Consider the following 25,339-nt stretch of genomic DNA (forward strand, 5'->3'; position numbering starts at 1 on the left):
CAAGGTGGAGGCTCCCGGCATGTCTGCGCCGTTCCCCAGCGGGTACCGATCATGCGGGTTCGCACCGAACGAGAGGAGTCGGGTGGATGCGCGTACGGCACGGTTTGCGGGACCTGCTGCGAGGGTTGCGTCCCATTGAGCCGACACCGGGCGAGAGGCGACCGCCGGCGGCCGATTCGGAGTTGCTGCTGCGGGTGTTGTGCCACGAGTTCCGGACGCCGATCAGCACCCTGACCTCGCTGACCCGCGCGCTGGCCGACGAGCGCCGCGAGCTGACCGGGGACGACCGGCGGGCGCTCAGTGAACTGGCCCGCGACCAGGCCGCCCACCTCCAGAACCTGCTGCGCGACGCGACCGCCGGCACCGGCGTACTGATGCCGGCTCCGCAACCGGAGCCGGCCGTGGCGCTGTCGGGCATCCTGCGGGAGGCCGCCGCGTTGGTGCCGGTCGGCCGTCGGCGGGCGCGGGCCACCCGGGGGGCGGCCTCCTGTCCGGTGCCGGCTGGACGAACCCGACAGGTACTGGTCAACCTGGTGCAGAACGCGTTGCGGCACGGGCCGCCGGACGGACAGGTCGGGCTGTACGCCACAGTGCGCGGCCCCAGCCTGAGCATCCTGGTGACCGACGAGGGTCGGGTCGACGAGGCCCTGCTGGTCGCGCTGCGACGTCCGGCGCCGGCCGTCGGGATGTCCGGTCTGGGCCTGTGGATCGCGCGACAGCTCGTCGCGGCGGACGGGGGAGCGGTGCGGGCGCACCGGCTACGGCCCCGTGGAGTGGCGCTGGAGGTGCTGCTGCCGATGGCTCCCGTCCCGGTGCGCTGACCCGGGCGGGACACCGGTTGGCCCGCCCGGGTCAGCCGGGCGGGAATCGCCTCGCTACCTGTTTCCGGTACCGAGGAGGTTGGATGTTCAGCCACGTCAAGGATCTGCAGTTCGAAGCCAAGCCGGACGGCCCCGACGCGGCGTTCGCCCGCCGTCTGCAGGAGGTGTTGGGCGGCAAGTGGGGCGAGATGACAGTCGCCAACCAGTATCTCTTCCAGGGTTGGAACTGCCGGCTGCCCGGCAAGTACAAGGACCTGCTGCTCGACGTCGGCACGGAGGAGATGGGCCACGTCGAGATGATCGTCACGATGATCACCCGGCTGTTGGACAACGCGCCGCTGTCGCTGACCGAGGGGATCGCGGAGGACCCCGGAGGCGCCGCGACCTACGCCGGCGAGAACCCGGCGCACTTCATCCACGGCGGTGGTGGGGCCCTGCCCACCGACTCCAACGGGGTGCCCTGGAATGGCGCGTTCATCACCGCCAGCGGCAACCTGTTGGCGGATTTCCAGCTCAACGTCACCGCCGAGGCGCAGGGTCGGCTCCAGGTCGCCCGGTTGTTCCACATGACCGACGACCCGGGCGTCAAGCAGATGCTGCGCTTCCTGCTGGCCCGCGACACGATGCACCAGAACATGTGGCTGGCGGCGATCGAGCAGCTCAAGGAGGACGGGCTGGAGGAGATGCCGGTGCCGGAGGCGTTCCCGGACTCGGGTGAGCTCACCGCGGAGTACAGCTACACCTACCTGGGTTTCTCCTCGGGCACCGACGCCGCCCAGGGGCGCTGGGCGTCCGGACCCTCGCCGGACGGCAAGGGCGAGTTCCGGTACGACGACAACCCGCGCGCGAACGCACCGGAACCGGTGCTGCCTCCGGGTGATCCTCGGTTGTACGGCACCAACCCCGGGGTGGCCGGCTCGGTGGTGAACACGGTGAAGAGCAAGCTCACCTGACGTGTCTCGTCGGGTCGCCCGCCGGTACCGGGCGACCCGACGGACCGACCGGGAGAGTGGTCTGGGTCACAGAGCGGAACAAGGGGAACGCTTTGTTACTTGAGCCAGACACGCTCAACTCAACGCGATGGCAGGTGTTCGATGGCAACTCTTCCGGTACTTCCCCTGACCGACGCCGTACTACTGCCCGGCATGGTCATCCCGGTGACCCTCGACCCGACAACCCAGGCCGCGATCGACGCGGCGCGAGCGACCGGCGACCGCAAGCTGCTGGCCGTGCCGCGCATCGACGGCGAGTACGGACCGGTCGGCGTGGTCGCCACCATCGAGAAGGTCGGCCGGCTGCCCGAGGGTGAGCCCGCCGCCGTCATCCGTGGCCTCTCCCGGGCCCGGATCGGCTCCGGCGTGCCCGGCCCCGGCGCCGCCCTCTGGGTCGAGGCGACCGAACTCGACGAGCCCGCCTACGCCGGTCGGGCCCGGGAACTCGCCCGCGAGTACCGCGCCCTGGTGACCTCCGTGCTCCAGCAGCGGGGCGCCTGGCAGGTCATCGACGCTGTGGAGCGGATGACCGACCTCTCCGAGCTGGCCGACTCGGCCGGTTACGCGCCCTGGCTGACGCTGGAGCAGAAGAACGAGCTGCTCGCCGCGCCGGACGTCACCGCCCGGCTGGAGCTGCTGGTCGGCTGGGTGAAGGACTACCTGGCCGAGCAGGAGGTCACCGAGCAGATCAACAGTGACGTCCGCGAGGGGCTGGAGAAGTCCCAGCGCGAGTTCCTGCTGCGCCAGCAGCTGGCCGCGATCCGCAAGGAGCTGGGCGAGGACGAGCCGGACGGCTCCGCCGACTACCGGTCCCGGGTCGAGTCCGCCGAGCTGCCGGACAAGGTGCGCGAGGCGGCCATGCGCGAGGTCGGCAAGCTGGAGCGGGCCAGCGACGCCTCCCCGGAGGCGGGCTGGATCCGTACCTGGTTGGACACCGTGCTCGAGATGCCGTGGGGCACGCGTACCGAGGACAACACCGACCTGGCCGCGGCCCGGGCGGTGCTCGACGCCGACCACGCCGGCCTGGCCGACGTGAAGGACCGCATCCTGGAGTACCTGGCGGTGCGCAACCGGCGTGCCGAGCGCAACCTCGGTGTGGTCGGCGGTCGCGGCTCCGGCGCGGTGCTCGCCCTCGCCGGTCCTCCCGGGGTGGGCAAGACCAGCCTCGGCGAGTCCGTGGCGCGGGCGCTCGGGCGTAACTTCGTCCGGGTCTCGCTCGGCGGCGTCCGCGACGAGGCGGAGATCCGCGGGCACCGGCGCACCTACGTGGGGGCGCTGCCCGGTCGGATCGTCCGCGCGTTGCGCGAGGCCGGTTCGATGAACCCGGTCGTGCTCCTCGACGAGGTGGACAAGCTGGCCGCCGGCTATGCCGGTGACCCGGCCGCCGCCCTGCTGGAGGTGCTCGACCCGGCCCAGAACCACACCTTCCGGGACCACTACCTGGAGGTCGACCTCGACCTGTCCGACGTGCTCTTCCTGGCCACCGCCAACGTGGTGGAGTCCATCCCCGGCCCCCTGCTGGACCGGATGGAGCTGGTCACCCTGGACGGGTACACCGAGGACGAGAAGGTCGCCATCGCCCGCGACCACCTGCTGCCCCGGCAGCGGGAGCGGGCCGGGCTGACCGTCGACGAGGTCAGCGTCGCCGACGAGGCTCTCGCGCTGATCGCGGGGGAGTACACCCGCGAGGCCGGCGTCCGGCAGCTCGAGCGGGCCCTGGCCAAGATCCTGCGCAAGGTGGCGGTGACGCTGGCGACGGACCCGACGCCGGCACGCGTGGGCACCGACAACCTCGCCGGCTACCTGGGTCGGCCGAAGTTCACCCCGGAATCGGCCGAGCGCACCGCCGTGCCCGGCGTGGCCACCGGTCTGGCCGTCACGGGCGCCGGTGGGGACGTGCTCTTCATCGAGGCGACCAGCATGGAGGGCGAGCCGGGGCTGACCCTGACCGGCCAGCTCGGTGACGTGATGAAGGAGTCGGCGCAGATCGCGCTCTCCTACCTGCGCTCCAACGGGCGGCGGTTCGGCATCGACCCGAACGCCCTGGCGGGACGCCGGATCCACGTCCACTTCCCGGCGGGCGCGGTGCCCAAGGACGGTCCGAGCGCCGGCATCACCATGGTCACGGCCCTGGCGTCGCTGGTCACCGGTCGCCCGGTCCGCCCCGAGTTCGGGATGACCGGTGAGGTGACGCTCTCCGGTCGGGTGCTGCCGATCGGTGGGGTGAAGCAGAAGCTGCTCGCCGCGCACCGGGCCGGCCTCACCGAGGTCATCATCCCGGCCCGCAACGAGCCCGACCTGGACGACCTGCCGGCCGAGGTGCGCGAGGCGTTGACAGTGCACACCCTGGCCGACGTGGCCGACGTGCTCGCCCTGGCGCTGCGCCCGGCCGACGTGAAGACGCTGGACGGTCCGGCGCTCTTCGCGGTCTGACGCTCCGACCGTCCGGGCCCCCGCCGTCTTGCGACGGCGGGGGCCCTTTCGGTACGTGGGGGGAGGTCTACTGTCTCGTCTGCACCGTCAACCACCTCTCCGCCGCGAGGCGGGCCCCTGGAGGAACCCCCGTGAACGTGGTGCTCTGGATCATTCAGATCCTGCTCGCCGCCATCTTCGCCGGCGTCGGGCTGGCCAAGCTGAGCCAGCCCAAGGAGAAGCTGCGCGACGTGATGCGGTGGGTGGACCCGGTTCCGCCGTCACAGGTCAAGTCGCTGGGCGCTGTCGAGTTGCTGGCCGCCGCCGGGCTCGTTCTGCCCGCCCTCACCGGCATCGGCACAGTGCTCACCCCGCTCGCCGCCGTCGGGCTGGTCATCGTCATGATCGGCGGCATCCTGGTGCACCTGCGTGACCGCAAGCAGCAGACCACCCAGCAGGGGCGTCGCACCGAGATCCAGGGCGCGATCACCTGCGCGGTGCTGCTCGTCCTCGCCGCCGTGGTGGCCTGGGGTCGTTTCGGCCCGTACGCCCTCTGATCCGCGTCGGCGACCGCCGTACTCCGGCGGTCGCCGACGGCGTGCTCAGCGCTCGTCGCCGCCGCGGTCCCGGCGGACGGTGGCCTTGCGGCCCTTGATCGTGCTCTGCCGCAGCCCGGAGATGACCTCGTCGGCCACCCCCTGCGGCACCTCGACCAGGGAGAACCGGTCGGCGATCTCGATCGAGCCGATGTCCCGGCCGCGGATGCCGGTCTCCCCGGTGATCGCGCCGACCAGATCCTGCGGGCGTACCCCGGCGCGTCGACCCAGGCCGACGAAGACCTGGACGGTGTTGCCGCCGCCGGAGCGCGGCCGGCCCCCGCCCCGCCGGTCGCCGCCACGGCCGCCGGTCTCCGGCCGACCCTCGCGCGGCCCACGGACCGGAACCTGCGGGATCTCCTCCTCGTCGTCGGAGCCCGGCGACGTCACCTCGTGGGCCAGCTTCACGGCGGCGAGGGCGACCTCCATCAGGTCGAACTCGTCGGTCAGGGTCTCCACGATCACCCGGAACGGGTCGAGGTCGTCCTCCAGCAGGCTCTCGCGCAGGGCCGCCTGGGTCAGCTCCAGCCGCCGGGTCCGCATGTCGGCCACGGTGGGGATCTTGTCGATGGTGATCCGCTGGCCGGTCACCCGCTCGATGGTCTTGAGCATCCGGTGCTCACGCGGCTCGGCGAGGGTGATCGCCACACCCTCGCGGCCAGCCCGACCCACCCGACCGATCCGGTGCACGTACGACTCGGGGGCGGACGGCACGTCGTAGTTGACGACGTGCGTCAGCTGCTCGACGTCCAGCCCGCGGGCCGCCACGTCGGTGGCCACCAGCAGGTCGGCGGTGCCCGCCCGCAGCCGGCCCATGACCCGGTCGCGCTGCTCCTGGCTCATGCCGCCGTGCAGCGCCTCGGAGCGGTAGCCCCGACCGTTCATGGTCTCGGTCAACCGGTCGACCTCTTCCCGGCTGCGGCAGAACACGATCGCCGCGGTCGGGGACTCCACGTCCAACACCCGACCCAGCGCGGCCGGCTTGTGCGCCCGGGTCACGATGTACGCGCTCTGCCGCACCCGGGGCGCCTCACCCGCGACCGTCTGCTCGCGGCCGATCTCGATCCGCACCGGTTCCCGCAGGTGCTGGCGGGCCATCCCGTCGATGCGCGACGGCATGGTGGCCGAGAAGAGCACAGTCTGACGCTGCGCCGGAGCGTGCTCCAGGATCGCCTCGATGTCCTCGGCGAAGCCCATGTCGAGCATCTCGTCGGCCTCGTCGAGCACCACCGTGGTCAGCCCACCGAGGCGCAGGGTGCCCCGGGCGATGTGATCGAGGGCCCGCCCCGGGGTGGCCACCACCACGTCGACACCGCTGTCCAGTGCCCGCAGCTGCCGCCCGATCGGCTGCCCACCGTAGATCGGCAGCACCCGCGCACCCAGGTCCTTGCCGTAGCGGTGGAACGCCTCGGAGACCTGCACCGCCAGCTCCCGGGTCGGCACCAGCACCAGGGCCACCGGGTCGCCGCCCTGGCGGTGTGCCGCCATGAGGTTCAGCAGTGGCAGCGCGAACGCAGCCGTCTTGCCGGTGCCGGTGGCCGCCTGACCCAGCAGGTCCCGACCCTCCAGCAGCGGTGGGATAGCCTCCCGCTGGATGGGGGTCGGCTCCTCGTACCCGAGGGCGGCGAGGGCGCCCAGCAGCTCGGCGCGGAGCCCGAGCTCGGTGAAGGCGCTCACCTCGTCGGTGCCGTCGGGGGTGGCGTCGATCGGTGCGTCGTGCTGTGCAGGTGCGGAACTCATGTGCCAAGCCTTTCATCACGCCGTCCGGGCCGTTGCGGCGACCGCCACAAGAGCGCGACAAGCGCCGTGCCAGGCATGCGCGAGATCCGGGCGGGTTCGGGGAAACCGCTGCCTCGGACGTCGCGGAGGAAGCGGGTTGCCCCCGACGATCTTGCACTTCCTGTCGCCTTTTTGTCGCCATTTGCGGCACAAGTCCCAGCAGAAAGTGCAAGATCGGCGAGGTCGAGACGGCTTGCGCGGGTCGGGCGGACCGGCGTGGTCAGAGGGGGCCGGTCAGGATCGCCACGATCATGATGCCCCCGAGTATCGCGTCGAGCACTCCGCAGAATTCGGCGTACCCATGTGGCACCACGCGGCCGGTGCGGTGGTGGACCAGGTCCCAGCCGGCGTGCACCAGCCACCCGAGCGCCACCAGCCACGCGGCCGTCTGCCCCCCGACCGCCACGGCGACAAGCGTCACGGCGACCCAGACGACCAGGCCGACCAGCTGGGTCGCGAGCACCCCCGGCCCGCGCAGGGTCCGGCGAACCACGCCGATCAGCAGGTATCCGCCGGGCAGCACCAGCATCGTCCACGGGTTGAGCACAGTCGGATCGACCCACAGCTCCACGGTCAACAGCACCGCCAGCCCGGTCGGCCAGCGGCGGGCGAGCGCCACCACGGCCGGATGCCGGCGCACCGGCACCGGCGTCTCGTGCCGATGGCGCACCGCCACCAGCACCATGGCCGGCACCATCAGCAGATGGCCGCCGAGCATCAGGGCGTCGGCGTCCAGCAGGCCGGCCCACCACGGGACGAGCAGCAGCAGGAACGGCACGTACATCGCGGCCGCCATCTCGACGACCCCACGCCAGTGGTGCGCCCGGTAGCGCATCCACACTGTCATCCCGACGGTCATGTTCGTCGCCATCACCAGTGCCGCGACATCCGGGCGGCCCAACGTCCCGGTGAGCCCCAGTGCGACGCCCGCCGTGCCCCACAGGGGCCCGAGCAGCAGCATCCCGGCGACCATCGCCAGCGCCATCTCGGCGAGATGCCACAGCAGACGCCGTGTGCCGCCGACCGACACCGCGTCCGTGGGTGCCGGCTGGTCGCCGGGCAACGACCCGGCTGACGGTACGACGATGCTGGTGTCCGCGTACATCCGTGTCTTTTCCATGCTTTGACCCTGCCGGTGTGCCCGGCGTGGCGGGCAGACCCGCCTGTCACCGGAAAACCGTGCGGACCGCACGGTCCGACCGTGACAGTTCGCAGGGGTGGAGCGTGCGCGGGACGGCCCTAGGATCGGGGCGTGGCGAGCGAGGCGGTGACTCCCCGGGCGGACCGCCGGTTGCACCGCGCCCGGCAGGCGACGCTGGTGTCACTGGCCACCGGCGTCTGGGCGAGTGTCCTGCTGCCGGCGGTCGGCCTGACCCGCGAGCACGACCCGAGCCGGGTGACGCTCGGCGCGGTCGGCATCCTCGCCTTCGTGATCGCCCAGACGGTCGTCCTGTACGCGGCCGTGACGCCGTGGCTCGACCCGCGCTGGCGGCGTCGGGCCGAGCTGAGCCTGGTCGGGGTGGCGGTGCTGACCGTGCCGCTGGTGGGCCCGGTGGCGGCCGGCAGGTGGCCGACCTGGGCCTGGCTCGGTGCGGCGTTGATCGGCATGACGCCGCTGCTGGTGCGCTGGCGAGCCGCGCTGGCGGTCGCGGTCGGCGTCCTGGCGGTGGCGGTCGCGGTGGCCTGGTGGACCGGCGGTTCCGTTCCGCGCCACCTCGCCGTGACAGGTGGGATCGGCGTGGCCGTGGCCGCCGTCAACGGGTTCCAGGTCTGGTTCTGGGACCTGCTCGTGGAGGCGCGGCAGGGCCAGGCCGCCCTGGCGCGGCTGGCCGCCGTCGAGGAGCGGCTGCGCTTCGCCCGCGACGTGCACGACGTGCTGGGGCACAGCCTCACGGTGATCGCGTTGAAGGCCGAACTCGCCGCCCGACTCGCCCCGGTCGACCCGGAACGGGCCGGGCGCGAAGCCGCCGAGGTGCAACGGTTGGCCGCCTCCGCGCTGAGCGAGGTACGGGAGACCGTGCACGGCTATCGGGCCGTCGACCTCGACGAACAGCTCGCCGCGGTGGTGGGTGTGCTGCGCTCCTGCGGTGTGCGCTGCACGGTCCTGCCGCTGCCTGCGGACCTGCCGCAGCCCGCCGCCGTCGAGCTGGCGGCCGTGCTGCGCGAGGCGAGCACCAACGTGTTGCGGCACAGCCGGGCCGACTGGTGCCGGATCCGCATCGATCGGAAGGATGACGTGGCCAGGATGACGGTGGCCAACGACGGCGCCGACGACAGTGGCCCGGACGCACACAGCCACGGCCTGCGCGGGCTGGCCGACAGGCTCGCCGCCGCCGGGGGCGAGTTGCGGGTACACCGGGAGGACGCGATCTTCACCCTCGAAGCCACAGTGCCGGCGCCGTCGTGATCCGCGTTCTGCTCGCCGACGACGAGGACCTGATCCGGGTCGCCGTCGCCGCGCTCCTCGGCCTGGAACCGGACATCGAGGTGGTGGCACATGCCGCCGATGGGAAGACAGCAGTCACCGCGGCACTGGCGCACCGCCCGGACGTGGCAGTGGTGGACCTGGAGATGCCCGGCCTGGACGGCATCGCGGTAGCCGCCGAGCTGACCCGGGTCCGACCCGACTGCGCGGTGGTCGTGCTGACCGGGCACGGTCGTCCCGGGCACCTGCGCCAGGCGTTGACCGCCGGCGCCCGGGGGTTCCTGCCCAAGGGCTCGCCGGGTGGGGCGCTCGCCGACGTGATCCGCCGGGTGCACGCCGGAGGTCGTTACGTCGACCCAACGCTTGCCGCCGACGCGTTGACCCTGCCCCCGTGCCCGCTGACCCCTCGGGAGTTGGAGACGCTACGGCTGGTGGAGGTTGGTGCCCCGGTCGCGGTGATCGCCCGTCGGGTTCACCTGTCCACCGGAACCGTCCGCAACCACCTCTCCGCCGCCGTGCAGAAGCTCGGCGCCGCCGACCGGGCCGAGGCGGTGCGCACCGCCCGGGACAACGGCTGGCTCTGACCGTCGTGCCGGGTGGCTATCGGAATTGTGCCCAGGTGACGAACCGGTCGCCGAGGTTGACCGCCGGCTCGTCGCCGAGCTGGACAGCGGCCTCGTCCCGTAGGGCCGCCAGATGGTCCAGCAGGGCCGAGCGGTCGTCGCGGTAGTCGGCGAGGAGGCGCAACTTCGCCGCGGAACACGGCCAGGCGATCCCGCACGATTGGCACCGCCAAGTGGGACGGGTCGCAAGGTGGGGCACGCGGCGACGCCTCACCGGGGCGTCGCCGCCTTCCGGGCACCCGGAGCCGGAGGGTGACCCGGCCCGGCCGTTGGCAGCCAACGCAGACCTTCGCGGAGGACGAACAGTTCCCGCGCAACTTCCGTCGGTGCATGTCTACGTGGTGCCAGCGACAGTGGGGATGTACTCGGGCTTGGGCGGGCCGTTCATCGTCGCCGAGCTGGAGGGCGGTGGGCGCGTGGCACACATCGACGGTCAGGCGCAGGCACAAATAACTGAGCAGCAGACAGAAATTGTTACCCTTGACCGACGATGGGAACGCATTCGCGGCGAAGCTCTCTCTCGCGGACAGTCCCTAGACCTGCTCAGGGAAGCGGCATCATCATGGACGTGACCGGCGCGCAGTGGCGCAAGAGCACCAAGAGCGGCAACAACGGTGGGTCGTGTGTGGAGGTCGCCGACAACCTGCCGGGCGTCGTCCTGGTTCGTGACACGAAGGATCGTGACCGCGGGACGTTGACCTTCCAGCCGGAGGCGTGGCGGGGCTTCGTCGCCTTCGCCCGAGCCCAACACTGACCCAACTCCAGCGACAGGCCCTCGGCCAAGGGCATTGCGCCGACCGAACCCCGGCCTGAAGGTATGGCTCGGTCGCGATCCGTGAGGGTGACATGGACTGCCGGGCTAACGTGTCTGCGTGCGTACGGTAGAACTGGTCTGCTCGCCCGGCTTGGAGGTCGCGGTCCGGGCGGTCTGGGGCCGTCTGGCCGCCGCCGGTTTGCCCAGCCTGGCCCGCAACATCCACCCGACCAACCGGCCGCACCTCACCCTCGCCGCCGTCGACGAGTTCCCGCCGGGGGTCGAGCACCACCTGGCCGAGCTGTTCGACGCTGCGCTGCCGGTGCCGGTGACGCTCGACCGGGTCGTCGTCCTCGACGGCAGCGCCCCACTGGTGTGGCTCGTCCGACCCACTCCGGCGCTCACCGCGCTGCACGCAGCCGTCTGGGACGTTCTCGCCGAGGCCGACGGACACCGCCCGTGGCATGCGCCCGACGCCTGGGTGCCGCACCTGAGCCTGGCCCTTCGGTTCCGCAACGCGGACCTTCGGTTGGCTCGTGCCGTCGCCGGTGGGCAGCGCCCGACGGGCGACTTCGACGCCGCGCGCAGCTACGACGGCACGGACCGGTCGGTGACCGCGCTGACCCGGCTCCGCTAGGGTCAGCGCCTCAGGTGCGGGACAGGTGGCCGGGCCGGGCCTCAGTTGCCGCCCCCACCGCCGTCGCCGCCTCCGCCATCGACCCCGCCGCTGAACTCGCCGCCACCGGCACCACCGCCGCCTGCACCGCCGGCGTAGCCGTGACGGCCGTCGTTGAAGGGCAGATCGCCGCGAATGCCGGGTGGTTTGGGCCGCTTGCCCGGCCCTGCGAGGTGTTGCAGGCAGACCCGGCCGGAAACCGGGAAGCATTCGCCTCGGCCTCCGCAGTCGGCCAGGTAGCGGTTGCCATCGGGGATGTGCAGTTCCTGGTCCACCCGGAACAGCAGCGGAAGGCCGTTCGGACCGCAACCCTCGTCCCGGCGGCCGTGGCTCAGCGTGGTGAGCAGCAGGGACCGTCGATTGTCGTCGGTCGTGTCGCCGCCTGTCGCGGACCTTGGCTTGGGGTGCGGGGGGCGCCCGAACGCGGTGTCGCAGAACGTGGCGTAGTCCCGTGCATGCAGGGTCAGTTCCTGCCACAGATCGTCCACGACCACCGAGGGCATGGACAGCTTCGCGTTGGGCTGGCGGGCGATGATCCGGAACCACTGCCGGGTCGCGGTTTCGACGAGAACGATGTCGCCGTCGCTGAGGTGGGGGTACCGATTTCGTAGGTGCTCACGCCCGCTGGCCGGAAAGTGCAGGTCGGACACGGCGCGGAGTCGGTGAGGGGTGCGGTCGCTTCTGAACTTCGTCCAGATCATGCGGTTGCTTCTATCCGCCCGGGGTGCAGGCGCTAAGGCCTCGACTTGCCGAAGTGGCGCCGCGGCTCCTTCAGAGTAGAGCAGTAGGCAAGCCGATGTGGATCGTCCCGTTCGCGTAACCGCCATGAAGGACGCACAAATTGGTCGCCATGAATCTAAATGATCGCGGTTCCGGGCTGGTCCACAAACTGCGGACAGTGTTCGTCGCGTGCATTAATTCGCCATGGATTCGGTCGTCATGCTCCGCCGTGGATTGCCTGCCCGAGGGCGGTCGACGGGCGGAGGTTCGGCCCGGTTCGTGGGAATCCGGTGGCGTCCACGATGGACAGCTGGGGTAGTTCGGAGCGAGCAGCAAACGGACCTAAGCCATCAAACGCCCTGTGTCTTGACGGAAAGTAATCGTCCCAGGTCGCAGCGCTGATCCGCACGTCCATGGCTGACGCGGCTTGACAGCCGATTGGCGGTGCTGCAACCTACAGCGGCATATCGATGAGTAGCAGCACACGGGGGTGTGAAGCTGTGACCGCTGACCTGGCGGCATTTTGCCGTGCCGAGGCGATATTTGTGTTGTTGGGCGACCCGTTCGGGCGTGAATTCCGTCCACCCGAGCTGCCTCCTCGTATCTCCTGAGATCTTCGTCGACCGATAGGTCGACGCCGTACCGCCGTGCCCGTGAAGGGGTAACGGCGGTCCCACACCCGGCTTCGTGGGGCCTTCGCAGGTCTCGCGGCCCACGCATGCCTGTCTCCTCCTCAGCCCGTCCTCGATCCAGGGGTGACCAACCATGTCCTTCAGCATTCGGCGTCTGCCCGACCCGCGTGGTCGGCTGACCGATCTGCGTGGTCGGCTACTCCGGCAACGCTCGGTGTTCGGCTCCGGCACCACCCGGTCCGTCCTGGCGGCGGCCCTGGCCGGCGTGCTGATGCTCAACCTGGGCGGCAGCGGGGTGACCGCGCTGCCGACGGGCGGCGCCCGGGACCGCGACGGTGTCGCCTCCACCGGGCGGGGTGGCGGCGCGAAGCCGAAGCAGGCATGGGGCTCGGCGGCGGGCAAGGCGCACGTCACGTCCGGACGACCCAACCGTGACCTCCCGAAGTCGCTACGCGGGCAGTACCCACCGCACAAGCTCGCCGACAAGCCTGCCCCCGGACGCAACAAGGCGTCGGTGGCCACCGCACCCGTCGACGACACCAAGGGCTTCGACAAGCGCACCAGTCGGGAACGACCTGCCGAGCGCGGTGTCGATCAGCGCGTCTTCGACAACGCCGACGGCACCCAGACCACCGAGTTCTCCTCCGCCCCCATCAACTACCGCAAGCCGGACGGCACCTGGGCGCCCATCGACCACACCCTGGTGCCCGCCGCCGACGGGTGGGGGACCACCGCGGACTCGGTCGGGCTGCGCCTCGCCGGGAACGGCGCCGCGAGCCAGGTGGCCCGGCTGAGCTTCGACGGTGACACCGAGTTCGGCTTCGGTCTGGCCGAGGCGACCAACGCGCCAGGCCGGGTGGACGGCAACGCCGTCACCTACCCCGGCGTACGCCCCGACGTCGACCTGCGCCTGGAGCCCCGAGCCGGTGGCCTGAAGGAAACGCTGGTCCTGCACTCGGCCAAGGCGCCCACCTCGTACGTGTTCCCGCTGAGCCTGCGTAACCTCACCGCGAAGCTGGTCGACGGCCAGATCATCCTCAGTGACCGGGCCGGTCGTCAGCGCGGGGTGATCCCGCCGGGTTACATGGTGGACGCCGGCTCCGGCAAGGCCGGTCCCGCCACCTCCACCAAGGTCGCCTACGAGCTGGTCACCACGGGTGGGCAGACGGCGCTGAAGGTCACTCCCGACCGGGCCTGGTTGGCCGACCCGGCCCGGCGGTACCCGGTCGAGGTCGACCCGACCGTCGGCCCACCGGTCGACGCGGTCAACGCCGACAGCAGCATGTCCGTGCACGGCGGCAGCTCCACCTCCGGTAGCGGCGAGCTGCTCGTCGGGCGCTTCCCCTCGTCGGCGTGCCCCGGCGGCAGCTGCGGCGGCGAGTTCAACGCCGCGGCCTACCTCAAGTTCGGCAACCTCATGAGCCGACTCCAGAACCACACCGTCTACGGCGCGGCGCTCTCCGCTGTCAACTTCGACGCGGGCTCCTGCAAGGCGCGCGCGGTCACCGTCCACCCGGTCACCGGGTCGTGGTCGGCCGGCGCCGGCTACTCGTACCCGGGCCCGTCGGTGGGTGGCTCGCTGGTCAGCCGCTCGTTCGCCCACGGGTACGTTGCCCTCGGTCAGTCCCAGTCCGCCTGCCCGGCGGCCGGTGAGATGTTCGACCTCGGTGTCGCCGGCCGTAACCTGGTGCAGCGGTGGGCCAACGGCCAGCAGGCCAACAACGGTCTCTCGCTGCGTGCGTCGACTACCGACACGTCCGCCCGGAAGAAGTTCGCCGGTACCGGCACGGCGAACCCCCCGGCGCTCTACGTCACGCACAGCCCGTACAACGCCGGGTACGCGATCCCGAAGCCCACCCCGGAGCCGCCCGTCCTGCGTAACCAGGACGGCAAGGTGAAGGTGACAGTCACCAACCTCGGTGCCGAGGCCTGGACGCCGGCCAACTACTACCTCGCCTACCGGGTCTACAACGCGCAGACCGGCGCCGCGGTGACCCAGCAGCGGGCGGCGAACCTGCCCACCACGCTGGCCCGGGGCGCGAAGGTCACCCTCGACGCGACAGTCAAGCGGTTGGAGCCCGGCAACTACTTCCTCGACTTCACAATGGTGCGTACCGGTGGAGCGGTCTTCACCGACCACCAGGTGCCACCCGGTCGGATCGTGCTCCAGGTGTTCGACGTGCCGCCGGTCGTGCAGGAGCTCTACCCGGAAAACGGCTACCAGGCACCGACGCTCACCCCGCTGCTCTGGGCCCGGGCCGTGGACACCGACGCCGCACCCGGCGCCACCCTGTCGTTCAAGTTCGAGATCTGCGACCGCACCGACGCCGGTGCGGCGACCAACTGCACCAACTCCGGCTACCAGGCCAAGCAGTCCTGGGTGGTGCCCGCAGGCCGAATGGTCTGGGGCAAGAGCTACCTGTGGCGGTCCTTCGTCAAGGACAGCGCCAACGAGGTCATCTCGCCGTACTCCACAATGCTCACGTCGGTGCCACAACCGGACCTGCTGTCCCGGATCGCCACCTCACCCAACGCCGAGCAGGGCCGCGAGTTCGACGCGCAGACCGGTAACTTCGCCACCTCCGCGGTGGACGCCACCGTGGTGACCGTCGGGCCGGAGCTGAACCTGGTCCGCACCTACAACAGCCTCGACCCCCGCACGTCCGGCGTCTTCGGCGCCGGCTGGTCGAGCCGGTACGACATGACGCTGGTCCCCGACAACGACGGCACCGGCAACATGGTGGTCCGCTACCCGGACGGCCAAGAGGTGCGGTTCGGCAAGAACCCCGACGGCACGTACGCCCCGCCGCCGGGCCGGGTCGCGAAACTCAGCGTCGACAGCAGCAACTGGAAGCTGGTCGACCGCTCCGGTAGCACGTACCAGTTCTCGCTGCTCTACAAGCTCCAGAAGATCAGCGACATCTCCGGGCGCGCGGTGAATCTGTTCCTCGACCCGATGACCGGCAAGTTCGCCAAAGCCCAGGTCTCCAACAGCCAGAGCAACACGGCCGGTCGGTCGCTGATCTTCACGTGGAACGGCAACCACATCGCCACGGTCAGCACCGACCAGGTCAACGGCGCGAGACTGACCTGGAACTACACCTACAACGGTGACCTGCTGACCACTGTCTGCGGCCCGGAGTCCGCCTGCACCAACTACGCCTACGCGGCCGGTTCGCACTACCGCACCGCAGTTCTCGACGCCAAGCCCGACTCGTACTACCACCTCGGCGAGGCCGAGGGCACCGGCGCGGCCAGCGACGTGGCGATCAACCTGGGCAAGGACGCCGGCACCTACCGCAACAACGTCACGCTGGGCCAGCCCGGTGTGGTGGAGGGCACCAACGGCACCGCCGCCGCCTTCAACGGCACCTCGGCGTACCTGGAACTGCCCAAGGGGCTGGTGAAGAAGAGCCGCGACGTCTCCGTCGAGCTGTGGTTCAAGATCGGCCTGACCCAGACCGGTGGCCCGCTCATCGGGTACCAGGACAAGGCCGTCGGCACCGCCGCCACCAGCGGTGCGCCACTGCTCTACACCGGCACCGACGGCAAGCTGCGCGGCCAGTTCGCCAACGGCACGATCGACCCGATCACCTCGGCCAGCACCGTGAACGACAACAAGTGGCACCACGTGGTGCTGTCCGCGATGGCCAACACCCAGACCATGTACCTCGACGGTGAGAAGGTCACCAACCCGCCCGGGCAGACCGGGCAGCCGATCGAGCACTCGCTGCTGACCTTCAATCAGGTCGGTCTCGCCTCGGCGACCACGCCCGGGTCATGGTCGGGCTGGGGCAGCACCGCACAGCGCTACTTCGCCGGCACCATCGACGAGGTCGCCGTCTACTCCCACCCGATCGGCCCGGACACGGCCAAGGCGCACTTCCGGTACGCGAAGCCGGCCGCCCAGCAGCTGACCCGGGTCACCCTGCCCAGCGGCCGGGTCGCCACCGAGGTCGAGTACGACACGGCCACCGACCGGGTCAAGGAGTACACCGACGACAACGGCGGCACCTGGAAGGTGGGCCAGCCCACCGTCTACGGCGGCGACACGGATCTACGGCGCAGCGTCCAGGTCCTCGACCCGGCCAACCGCCCCTACCTGTACGAGTACGACGCGCTCGCCGGTCGTCTGCTGCGCTCCGGCACCCCGCTCGGACTGGAGACCCGGGAGGAGGACCGGCCAGGGCAGACCAGCCCGCCGCCGAGCCCACCGCCGACCGAGGTCTGCACCCAGCCCGACCCGAACGACCCGGCCTTCTGCACGGTGATCCCCGGCAATTCCGGTGGACCGGTCTTCGTGCGCCACCCGTTGGAGGGCATGGCCATCCGCTCGTTCTCCTACAACGAGGACGGCCAGCAGAGCAAGGTCACCAACGAAAACGGCGACACGGTCGAGATGACCTACGACAGCCGGGGGCGTCTCGCCACCCGCAAGAGCTGCCGTACGCCCACGCAGTGCTTCACGAACTACTACACCTACTCGACCACCATCACGGACCCGCTCAACCCGCTCATCGACCTGGCCGTCGAGCAGCGCGACGGCCGCTCGACCGGACCGACCGACAACAACTACCGGACCACCTTCACCTATCACCCCACCGGACAACTCCGGATCCAGACCAACCCCGACGGCAGCGCGGTCACCCACGCCTACACCACCGGCGGCGAAGTCGGCATCAACGGCATCATCCCGCCCGGGATGCTGGCCAGCAGCATCACCAACGCGCAGGCCAGGGCCACCACCAACGCGTACTACGCCAACGGTGACCTGCACAAGGTGACCGAGCCGTCCGGGCTGGTGACCGAGTACACCTACGACGCGCTCGGTCGGCGGATCACCGAGAAGGTCATCTCCGACACCTATCCCGCGGGCGTCACCACCACGATCACCTACGACGGGCACTCGCGGGTCGCCACCGTCACCGGTCCGGTCACCACCGACGCCGTCACCGGCAAGCAGCACCAGAGCCGGACCGTCAACGAGTACGACGCCGACGGCAACCCCACCAAGGTCACCGTCTCCGACCTGCTCGGCGGTGACCCCGAGCGGGTCACCAGCAGCGAGTACGACGACGAGGGCCGACCGGTCCGGGTCGTCGACCCCGAGGGCAACGAGACCAGCTACGGCTACGACCGGTTCGGCAACAAGACGACAATGACCGACGCCAACGGCAACCGCTACGACTGGGCGTACACCGCACAGAACAAGGTGGCCGAGGTGCGGCTGCGGGACTGGCGCAGCGACCCGGCCGGCACCCCCGGCACGGGCACCGGCGACTACCTGGTCCTGCACTCCTACTCGTACGACTTCGCCGGGAGGCTGGCCAGCGACACCGACGCCATGGGCCGGCGACTGGAGTATCAGTACTACCGCGACGACCTGCTCCAGAAGATCACCCTCAAGGACTTCCGCAACCCCGACGGCTCCAAGCGGGACTACGTCGTGGAGGAGAACACCTACGACGGCGCCGGCAACGTGACCCGCAAGGTCGGCGCCAACGGCACCCAGATCACCGACCACAAGCCGGACAAGTCCGGCAAGGTGGAGAGCGCCGTGCTCGACCCGAGCGGGGTGCGGCGCACCAACAGCTTCACCTACGACTACAACGGCAACGTCAAGCAGGTCGTCCGCACCGGTAACCCGTCGAACCTGAACTGGGAGGTGCTGGCCACCTCCGAGGTCGTCGACTACACCTACGATGACGCGGGCAACGTGCTCACTGAGAAGGTCACCGCCGGCAGCAGCACCCGGGTGACCAGTTACACGTACGACAGGCGCGGCCTGCGCACCTCGGTCACCGACCCGCGTGGCAACGTCTCCGGCGCGGACAAGGCGAAGTACACCAGCACTTTCCGCTACGACGAACTCGGCCGCCAGATCGGGCAGAGCGGCCCGACCGTGCTGGCCGAGAGCGACGGCACCGCGGCCGTACCCACCAACCCGAGCAGCTCGGTCGGCTACAACACCTTCAATGAGCAGATCGCGGTCAAGGACCCGCTCGGGCGGGTCTCCACCTCCGAGTACGACAAGCTCGGGCGGGTGGTGCGTAGCCTCGCGCCGACCTACCAGGCTCCCGGGGTGTCCCAGACGGTCACCCCGGAGCACAAGCGCCGCTACGACGCAGTGGGCAACGTGCTGGAGGAGACCGATCCGGCGGGCACCACCAGCTACACGTACGACCAGCTCAACCGGCTGAGCGTCCGGGACGAACCGTCGAAGACCAACGCCGACCGTGCGCTCACCCGCTACACCTACACCCGCACCGGTGAGGTCCTCTCGGTCACCGGCCCGACCGGCGCCCGGGTCGAGTCGACCTACGACGACCTCGACCGGCAGGTCACCCAGACCGTCGTCGAGCGCCGGCCGACCACCCGCAACCTGGTCAGCAAGCTCGCCTACGACGACGCGGGCAACCTGACCTCGTCGTCGTCCCCGACCGGGGCGACCACTGTCAACACCTTCAACGGGGCCGGCGATATCACCCGCAGCACCGCCCCGACCGGCGAGGCCACGATCTTCGGGTACGACTTCGCCGGCCGCCAGGTCCGGGTCTCCGACGGCCTCGGCCGCACCACCCGGATCGGGTACGACCAGTTCGGCAACCGGGTCAGCACCATGAACCTGGAGGCCGACGGCACGGTCCTGCGTACCCAGAGCTACGGCTACGACGTGGCCGGCAACATGACCTCGTCGAAGGACCCCTACAACACCGTCACCACCTACGAGTACGACGCGGCGGACCAGCTCGTCAAGCAGGTCGAGCCAACCAACGCCGACCCGATCACCACCACCTTCGGGTACGACGCGGCCGGTAACCGGACCCGCTACACCGACGGCCGCAACAACTCCACCATCTACACCTACAACACGCTGGGTCTGCCGGAGTCGGCGATCGAGCCGTCCACGGCGAGCCACCCGGCCGCCGCGGACCGCACCTGGACCGCCGCGTACGACGCCGACGGCAACGCGGTGCGACTCAGCGCCCCGGGTGGGGTGAGCCGCACGCGGACGTTCGACGCGGCCGGCCGACTGACAGTGGAGACCGGTTCCGGGGGTGACACCCCGACCGCGACCCGAACCCTGGACTACGACCAGGGCGGACGGTTGACAAGCGTCAACGCCCCCGGCGGCAGTAACACGTACAACTGGAACGACAGGGGTGGGCTGCTGTCCACCGCAGGCCCGTCCGGCACGGCGAGCTTTGACTACAACGACGACGGCCAGGTGACCAGCCGCACCGACCTGACCGGCACGGCCACCTTCGGCTACCTCAAGGGTCGCCTCGACACGCTCACCGACAGCGTCACCGGCCAGCAGCAGAAGCTGGGCTACGACGCCGCCGGAGACGTCAAGACCGTCGACTACGGCGCCGGCCGCGTCCGCACCTTCGGGTACGACGACTACGGCCGGATCGCCAGCGATGTGCTGCGCAACGCGGGTGGTCAGACGGTTGCCTCGGTCGCCTACGGCTTCGACCTCAACGGCCACCTCACCAGCAAGAACACCACCGGCACCGCCGGGGCCGGCAACAACACCTACGACTACGACAAGGCCGGCAGGCTGATCTCCTGGACCAGCCCGGCCGGGACCGTCACGTACGCCTGGGACGCCAGCGGCAACCGGATCCGCGCCGGCTCCAAGAGCGCGACCTTCGACGAGCGCAACCGGTTGCTCTCCGACGGCGACTACACCTACGCGTACACCGCGCGGGGCACGTTGCGGACCCGCACCAGCTCGGGCCTGGCCGAGCAGTTCTCGTTCGACGCCTTCGACCGGCTCACCGGGGCGCAGGACCAGACCTACACCTACGACGGCCTGGACCGGGTGGCGTCGCGCACCGGGAACTCCTTCGTCTACGCCGGTCTGGGCGACGAGGTGGTGCACGACGGGTACGAGTACTACGGCCGCGGCCCGAGCGACGAGCTGCTCGCCACCGTCCAGGGCGCCGACAAGCGGCTGTCGCTGACCGACGCTCACGGCGACGTGGTGGCGGCCATCAACCCGGCCGACACGCAACTGTCCACCCTGAACGACTCCACCGCGTACGACCCGTTCGGCAAGAAGGCGACCAGCACCGGCAGCACCGGGCGGTTGGGCTTCCAGGGGGACTGGACCGACCCGGCCACCGGGCAGGTCGACATGGGCGCCCGCTGGTACCAGCCCGGCACTGGCACGTTCACCTCACGGGACAGCCTCGACTACACCACCGGCGACTCGATCCTGGCCAACCGCTACACCTACGGTGCTGGCGCCCCGCTGGACTTCGACGACCCGGACGGGCACCTGCCGCGCTGGATGAAGCGCGCCGGGAACTTCGTGAAGAATGTCGCCTCCAGTGCCGTCAGCACCGTCTCCGGCTGGGGCGTGGCGGCGTGGAACACGACCAAGAGTTGGGCCGCCGCTACCTGGGACTTCGCCAAATCCGCCGTCAGGGTGGTGGGAAATCTCATCTCCAGCGCCGCGAACCTGGTCATCAACAAGGCGAAGGGCGCCATCAAGTACATCGGCAACGCGCTCAAATACGCCGGTGACCAGATTGGCCGCGCCAAGGACTGGGCGAAGCAACAGGCGAGGGTGGTAGCCCAACAGATATATCGGGCCAAGGTCGCGGTTACCGCCGCCGCGAAGAGCGCCATCAAGAAGGCCGTCCAGTTCACCAAGCTGCCGGTGGTCCAGGCCCTCGCCAAGCCATTGCTGAAACTGAAGGAGGTGGTGTCGACCGGGTTCAAGGCACCGGCAGGCGTCGTTGCGCTCGTCACAACGGCCATCAAGGACCCGAAGAAGTTCCAAGAAAACCTGCTCTTGGCGGCGACGCAGCGGCTGGCGCCGTTGGTCGAGACTGCCGACAAGATCTGGGACAAGACGACCCAGTTCGTTGACGAGCACTCCGCGGAGATCGTCGGCTTCGCTGTCGGTGCGGTCGTCGGCCTGGGCTGCGGTGCGGCCATCGGCTGGACCGGTGTTGGGGCGGTGGCCTGCGGGGCGCTCGCCGGGGCGGTCGGCTCGGCGGTCACCGGCTACATGGACGGCAAGCGCGGCTGGGACCTCGCCGGCACCACCGCCATGGGTGGCCTGTTCGGTGCCGGTGGAGGTGCGGTCGGCTCCATGGGCGGCCAGGCGCTGGGCGCGGGCATTCGTGGGCTGGGCGGCGGGCTCCGGTCGGCCGGCAGCAAGGCGCTCAACGCGGGCATGGGCGAGGCCCGCAGCATCGGTCGAGGCCTGCTCGGCAAGTGCGCCAGTAACAGCTTCGCCGGCGAGACCCGGGTGCTGATGGCGGACGGTAGCCACAAGCGCATCGACCAGGTGCGGGTCGGCGACAGGGTGCTCGCGACCGACCCCACGACCGGGCGTACCGAGCAACGGGCGGTGACGGCGCTGATCGTGGGTGCCGGCAACAAGAAGTTGGTTGAGATCACCGTCGGAACCGGTGGGACGAAGGACGGCGCGACGGGGAAGGTTACCGCCACCGAGGGTCACCCGTTCTGGGTTGCGTCGATGGGCCGCTGGGTGACGGCAGGCGAATTGGAGGTCGGCTACGTATTTGAGACCGCTGACCATCGTCCCGCCTCCGTAGTTGCCGTCCGGAAGTGGATTGAGCGCCAGGTAGTTCACAACCTGACGATCGACGAGATTCACACATATCATGTGGCCGCCGAGGGTGCCGACCTTCTCGTTCACAATTGCGGTGACTTTATCGGCCCTCTCGACCACGTGGCTCTCGGCATGCGTGGCCGGCTTACCGACTTCACCGATCAACTGGGCGCGCGCAATCTGTTGGGTGCGACAGACGCCAACTGGCGCAACGAGGTGATTGGCGCGATTGGTCGAACCTCGCGCGGGGAGGGGCAAATCTCCTTTATGCTCGACCGCCTGCCAGGAGCCAACGGAGGCGCCGCCAAGGCGCTAGCGAGGGCGCGGGCCACTCCAGAATCCCAACGACTGCACACGCAGTGGGAGTTGCTTCAGGTCGACGCCGCGGGGATTATGGACAAGGTTGACTTCTTCCGATTCAACCGGCGATTTGATGAGTGGAGGAAAGTTGGCTAGGCAGCGGATTGTTCGAGGGGATCTGCCCTTGCAGATTGAGGGGACAGTGCAGCCGTGGGCCATTTCGGTCAGCCACAGCCGGCTGCACCTACGAGGCCTCATAGGCGATCCCGAGGGTGACGACAATCTTCAGGTCCTAGACGTGGTGTTCCATGATGTTTCGCGGATCTGCGTTTCGGACTCATATCGACAATTCGAGCTGAGGTTGGCAACTCCTGAGCAGAAGGCGGCCGAAGAAGAGCGCCTGGGCATGCAGTGGCCACGCGCGTTAATGTATTTGCTCTCTAGCGAACGGACCGCCGATTACGTCGTGGCCGGTCGAGTCTATTGGGCTGAGTTTGATGTCTCGCCGACTGAACCTTCACCGTTGCTGCAGGAGCGAGAGGGTGTAAGGGTTCCTGATCAGATTTTTTATGCCTGACAAATCGCGCAGTACAGGGCCGCGCGGCCGAAGCTGTCGTCATATTCAATCCGAGATGAGGATGAAAGCTTTGATCCATCGAATCCGAGTGTTGCTGCTACCTCAGAAGACGCTCGCGGCGTTACTCGTTGCGGTGCTGTCTGTCGGACTGATCGCTGGTGCGCCGACAGTAGCCAGCGCCGACGCTGCCGGCAGGGGTGGTGACTACGTACCGATTGACAGCATCGCCCTCCTGGACACCCGGGACGGCACCGGCGGCACCACCGGTGTTCGGGGTGCCAAGTCCGTCACCACGTTCAACGCTGTCGGCATCGGCGGTATCCCGGCCAGCGGGGTCAGCGCGTTGATGGTCGACGTGACAGCGATCTACCCGACCGCCAACACGTTCCTGACCATCTACCCGGACTTGACGGACCCGAAGGCCTCGGCCATGAACGCCTCGGTCGGTGAGGTCATGAGCAACTCGGCGGTGGTCAAGCCGGGCACCAACGGCAAGCTCGCGGTACGCAACGCGGGCGGCAACGTCCACATCAGAGTGGACGTGGTGGGCTACTTCACCACCGCCACCGGCAGCACCGGCTCCGGCTTCGTACCGGTGGACCACACCCGGGTGGTGGACAGCCGGACCGGACAGGGGATCACCGCAGGCACCATGCCCACCCGTGGAACGCGTACCGCCAACATCTCCGGCGGTGGGCTGGTGCCCAGTTCCGCGACGGCGGTCATGCTGGACGTCGTGGTGATCGGCGCGACCGGCAACGGCTGGATGACCATCGGGTCGAGCGCGACAGCGGAGACCGGCATCGACTACGCCAAGGGCGCCACCTCGCTGGGGATGGTCGTCAAACTGAACCCCGGTGCCAGCTCCGTGACGTTGGAAAATCGCGGTTCGGCCGTGCATGTCGCCATCACCGTCCAGGGTTACTGGACCGGCAGCCCGACCACCGGCGCCGGCCTGCGCCCGGTTCCGGCGACCACCCTGTACGACAGCCGTTTCCCCAGTGGCGCCCATCCGGTGCCCTCCGGCGGCACCGTCGACGTCGCGGTCGCGGGCACCAACGGCCTGCCGACCCGTGGCATCGCCGCAGCCGTCCTCAATGTGCACGCGGTCGGCTCGACGGTCGACGGGTTCTTCAACGTCACGCCCCTGGGCGGCGTCGAGAACACCGCGTCGACGACGAACTTCCCCGCCGCGCACGTCGCCCGGTCCAGCCTCGTGGTGACCAAGCTGGGCACCGAGGGCAAGGTCCGGATCAAGAACAGCAGCGGCGGTGCGGTGCACATCGTCGTCGACCTGCAGGGCTGGTACGCCGACCCGCTTCCGTTCCTGCCGACCGAGTCCTTCTCCCGCTCGACGGCGTTGCAGGGGGAGCCGAGCGACGGCAGTTCGCTCGGGGTCATCGTCTACGCGCACACCGACAACACCGGTCAGGTGCGGGTCGTCCACCAGCAGAATCCGGACGATTTCAGCAGCGTCCAGCACATCCCCCAGTTCGGCGCGGAGGCGTTCACCGGGCAGCCCTCTCTCACCGTGCAGAACGGCACCAAGCAGGTGCAGATCAGCGCCCTGAACACCACCGGCACCGTGTGGACCGGTGCGCAGACTGCGGCGAACGCGCCGACCTGGGCAACGACCGGGAACCTGGGCGGCACCATGGTGGGCCGGCCCGCCACTGTCACCCTCGCCGACGGCACCAGCGTGGTCTTCGCCGTGGATGTCGACGGTCGCCTCTGGCACTACCGCCAGACCGGGACGGGTGCGTCGTGGAAGAGCCTCGGTGACGTCGACCTCACCGGCGGCGTCACTCTGGTAAAGGTTGACGCCGGTGTCCGGCTGATTGCCACCACCATGACCGGCACCATCAAGACCGCCCTCTACTCCACCGACGGCACCCTCAGCGCGTGGGTCGACCTGGGCGGGAACGTGACCGGTGTGCCTGCCGCCTTCCTCAACCAGGGCTACCGCACCGCCGTGGTGGCGCGTGCGGCCGATGGTTCGTTGGTCATGAAGAAGCAGGAGCTGGGTGGGGCCTGGCCGGCCACCTGGCAGACGGTGGGCACGTTTAGCGCTGCGGGTTCCCCGGCCGCGATCCTCGACCCGGCGTTGGGCCGGATCGCTGTTGTCGCCCGCGGGTCCGACAACGAGATGTACCGGGTGTACGAGACTGAGCAGGGCTCGGGCACCTGGGGTGAGTGGTTGCGCCTGTACGAGAACCCTGGCGACCCGACCGCTGCCACCGCCGCCACCGATCCCACCATCGCGCCGATTCAGAACTCCGGCGGGACCGGCTTCGTGGTGGTTTACCGCAACCGGAACAACACCACCATCGCGCTGGACCGGCGGTTCGCCGCTCCGGGCGGGATGGCGGCAGCGAAGGTGAGCCCGTCGGCGGTCAGCTTCGCCGCGCACCTCATCCCGACGCCGCCGGCCTGATCC

Annotated in this window: 15 protein-coding genes and 1 pseudogene; 12 read left to right on the top strand and 4 right to left on the bottom strand. The window is 69.8% G+C overall.

Annotated features, from left to right (window positions below; translation table 11 throughout):
- Nucleotides 1–86 precede the first annotated feature (86 nt).
- From NIE79_RS07830 to NIE79_RS07845, 4 genes are all read left to right on the top strand, one after another.
- Nucleotides 87–821, top strand: a complete 735-nt coding sequence (locus NIE79_RS07830; protein ID WP_238677902.1) for a sensor histidine kinase — start codon at nucleotides 87–89, stop codon at nucleotides 819–821.
- Between the two features lie 83 nt (nucleotides 822–904).
- On the top strand, nucleotides 905–1,774 hold the full coding sequence (locus NIE79_RS07835) for a manganese catalase (protein WP_238677903.1): 870 nt from the start codon (nucleotides 905–907) through the stop codon (nucleotides 1,772–1,774).
- Nucleotides 1,775–1,915: 141 nt separating this feature from the next.
- Nucleotides 1,916–4,246 (top strand): endopeptidase La, encoded by a 2,331-nt coding sequence (gene lon, locus NIE79_RS07840; protein ID WP_238677904.1) that lies wholly within the window; start codon nucleotides 1,916–1,918, stop codon nucleotides 4,244–4,246.
- Between the two features lie 131 nt (nucleotides 4,247–4,377).
- Nucleotides 4,378–4,782 (top strand): DoxX family protein, encoded by a 405-nt coding sequence (locus NIE79_RS07845; protein WP_238677905.1) that lies wholly within the window; start codon nucleotides 4,378–4,380, stop codon nucleotides 4,780–4,782.
- 45 nt (nucleotides 4,783–4,827) lie between these two features.
- Here NIE79_RS07845 and NIE79_RS07850 read toward each other — a convergent pair whose 3' ends face one another.
- Both NIE79_RS07850 and NIE79_RS07855 read right to left on the bottom strand, forming a co-directional pair.
- Nucleotides 4,828–6,561 (bottom strand): DEAD/DEAH box helicase, encoded by a 1,734-nt coding sequence (locus tag NIE79_RS07850; protein WP_238677906.1) that lies wholly within the window; start codon nucleotides 6,559–6,561, stop codon nucleotides 4,828–4,830.
- 259 nt (nucleotides 6,562–6,820) lie between these two features.
- Nucleotides 6,821–7,720: a DUF6010 family protein gene (locus NIE79_RS07855; RefSeq protein WP_238677907.1), complete on the bottom strand. Its 900-nt coding sequence runs from the start codon at nucleotides 7,718–7,720 to the stop codon at nucleotides 6,821–6,823.
- A gap of 132 nt (nucleotides 7,721–7,852) precedes the next feature.
- Here NIE79_RS07855 and NIE79_RS07860 point away from each other — a divergent pair, with 132 nt between their 5' ends.
- The gene (locus NIE79_RS07860; protein ID WP_238677908.1) at nucleotides 7,853–9,007 is read left to right on the top strand and encodes a sensor histidine kinase; all 1,155 of its coding nucleotides are present in this window, start codon (nucleotides 7,853–7,855) and stop codon (nucleotides 9,005–9,007) included.
- Nucleotides 9,004–9,609: a response regulator transcription factor gene (locus NIE79_RS07865; protein WP_238677909.1), complete on the top strand. Its 606-nt coding sequence runs from the start codon at nucleotides 9,004–9,006 to the stop codon at nucleotides 9,607–9,609. The genes NIE79_RS07860 and NIE79_RS07865 overlap by 4 nt, the downstream gene beginning before the upstream one ends.
- 16 nt (nucleotides 9,610–9,625) lie before the next feature.
- Here the strand turns inward: NIE79_RS07865 and NIE79_RS07870 are convergent, their stop codons facing one another.
- Nucleotides 9,626–9,772, bottom strand: coding sequence for a hypothetical protein (locus NIE79_RS07870; RefSeq protein ID WP_238677910.1), 147 nt, complete (start codon nucleotides 9,770–9,772; stop codon nucleotides 9,626–9,628).
- A 187-nt stretch (nucleotides 9,773–9,959) separates the two neighbouring features.
- On the opposite strand from NIE79_RS07870, the pseudogene NIE79_RS07875 reads away from it, so the two are divergent.
- From NIE79_RS07875 to NIE79_RS07885, 3 genes and pseudogenes are all read left to right on the top strand, one after another.
- Nucleotides 9,960–10,220 (top strand): annotated as a pseudogene (locus NIE79_RS07875) (Scr1 family TA system antitoxin-like transcriptional regulator); the annotation flags it as partial.
- The gene (locus tag NIE79_RS07880; protein ID WP_238677911.1) at nucleotides 10,217–10,402 is read left to right on the top strand and encodes a DUF397 domain-containing protein; all 186 of its coding nucleotides are present in this window, start codon (nucleotides 10,217–10,219) and stop codon (nucleotides 10,400–10,402) included. The pseudogene NIE79_RS07875 and the gene NIE79_RS07880, both read left to right, overlap by 4 nt.
- Nucleotides 10,403–10,520: 118 nt before the next feature.
- Complete coding sequence (locus NIE79_RS07885; protein ID WP_238677912.1) at nucleotides 10,521–11,039, top strand: 2'-5' RNA ligase family protein; 519 nt, start codon at nucleotides 10,521–10,523, stop codon at nucleotides 11,037–11,039.
- Between the two features lie 41 nt (nucleotides 11,040–11,080).
- Here NIE79_RS07885 and NIE79_RS07890 read toward each other — a convergent pair whose 3' ends face one another.
- A complete protein-coding gene (locus NIE79_RS07890) occupies nucleotides 11,081–11,779 on the bottom strand; it encodes a UCP032817 domain-containing protein (RefSeq protein WP_238677913.1) in 699 nt (232 codons plus the stop codon).
- Between the two features lie 784 nt (nucleotides 11,780–12,563).
- Here NIE79_RS07890 and NIE79_RS07895 point away from each other — a divergent pair.
- From NIE79_RS07895 to NIE79_RS07905, 3 genes are all read left to right on the top strand, one after another.
- A complete protein-coding gene (locus NIE79_RS07895; RefSeq protein WP_238677914.1) occupies nucleotides 12,564–22,481 on the top strand; it encodes a LamG-like jellyroll fold domain-containing protein in 9,918 nt (3,305 codons plus the stop codon).
- Nucleotides 22,482–22,509: 28 nt separating this feature from the next.
- Nucleotides 22,510–22,902, top strand: coding sequence for a hypothetical protein (locus tag NIE79_RS07900; RefSeq protein WP_238677915.1), 393 nt, complete (start codon nucleotides 22,510–22,512; stop codon nucleotides 22,900–22,902).
- 88 nt (nucleotides 22,903–22,990) lie between these two features.
- Nucleotides 22,991–25,336 carry a DUF8189 domain-containing protein gene (locus NIE79_RS07905; protein ID WP_238677916.1) on the top strand — a complete coding sequence of 782 codons (2,346 nt, stop codon included), beginning with the start codon at nucleotides 22,991–22,993 and terminating at the stop codon, nucleotides 25,334–25,336.
- Nucleotides 25,337–25,339 lie beyond the last annotated feature (3 nt).

The organism is Micromonospora trifolii (assembly GCF_022229005.1).
GTDB lineage: Bacteria > Actinomycetota > Actinomycetes > Mycobacteriales > Micromonosporaceae > Micromonospora > Micromonospora trifolii.

Bases quoted from the DNA above. Each gene is read 5' to 3' on its own strand.
- NIE79_RS07850 (WP_238677906.1), bottom strand. From the start codon at position 6,561: ATGAGTTCCGCACCTGCACAGCACGACGCACCGATCGACGCCACCCCC.
- lon (WP_238677904.1), top strand. From the start codon at position 1,916: ATGGCAACTCTTCCGGTACTTCCCCTGACCGACGCCGTACTACTGCCC.
- NIE79_RS07895 (WP_238677914.1), top strand. From the start codon at position 12,564: ATGTCCTTCAGCATTCGGCGTCTGCCCGACCCGCGTGGTCGGCTGACC.
- NIE79_RS07830 (WP_238677902.1), top strand. From the start codon at position 87: ATGCGCGTACGGCACGGTTTGCGGGACCTGCTGCGAGGGTTGCGTCCC.
- NIE79_RS07835 (WP_238677903.1), top strand. From the start codon at position 905: ATGTTCAGCCACGTCAAGGATCTGCAGTTCGAAGCCAAGCCGGACGGC.
- NIE79_RS07890 (WP_238677913.1), bottom strand. From the start codon at position 11,779: ATGATCTGGACGAAGTTCAGAAGCGACCGCACCCCTCACCGACTCCGC.
- NIE79_RS07855 (WP_238677907.1), bottom strand. From the start codon at position 7,720: ATGGAAAAGACACGGATGTACGCGGACACCAGCATCGTCGTACCGTCA.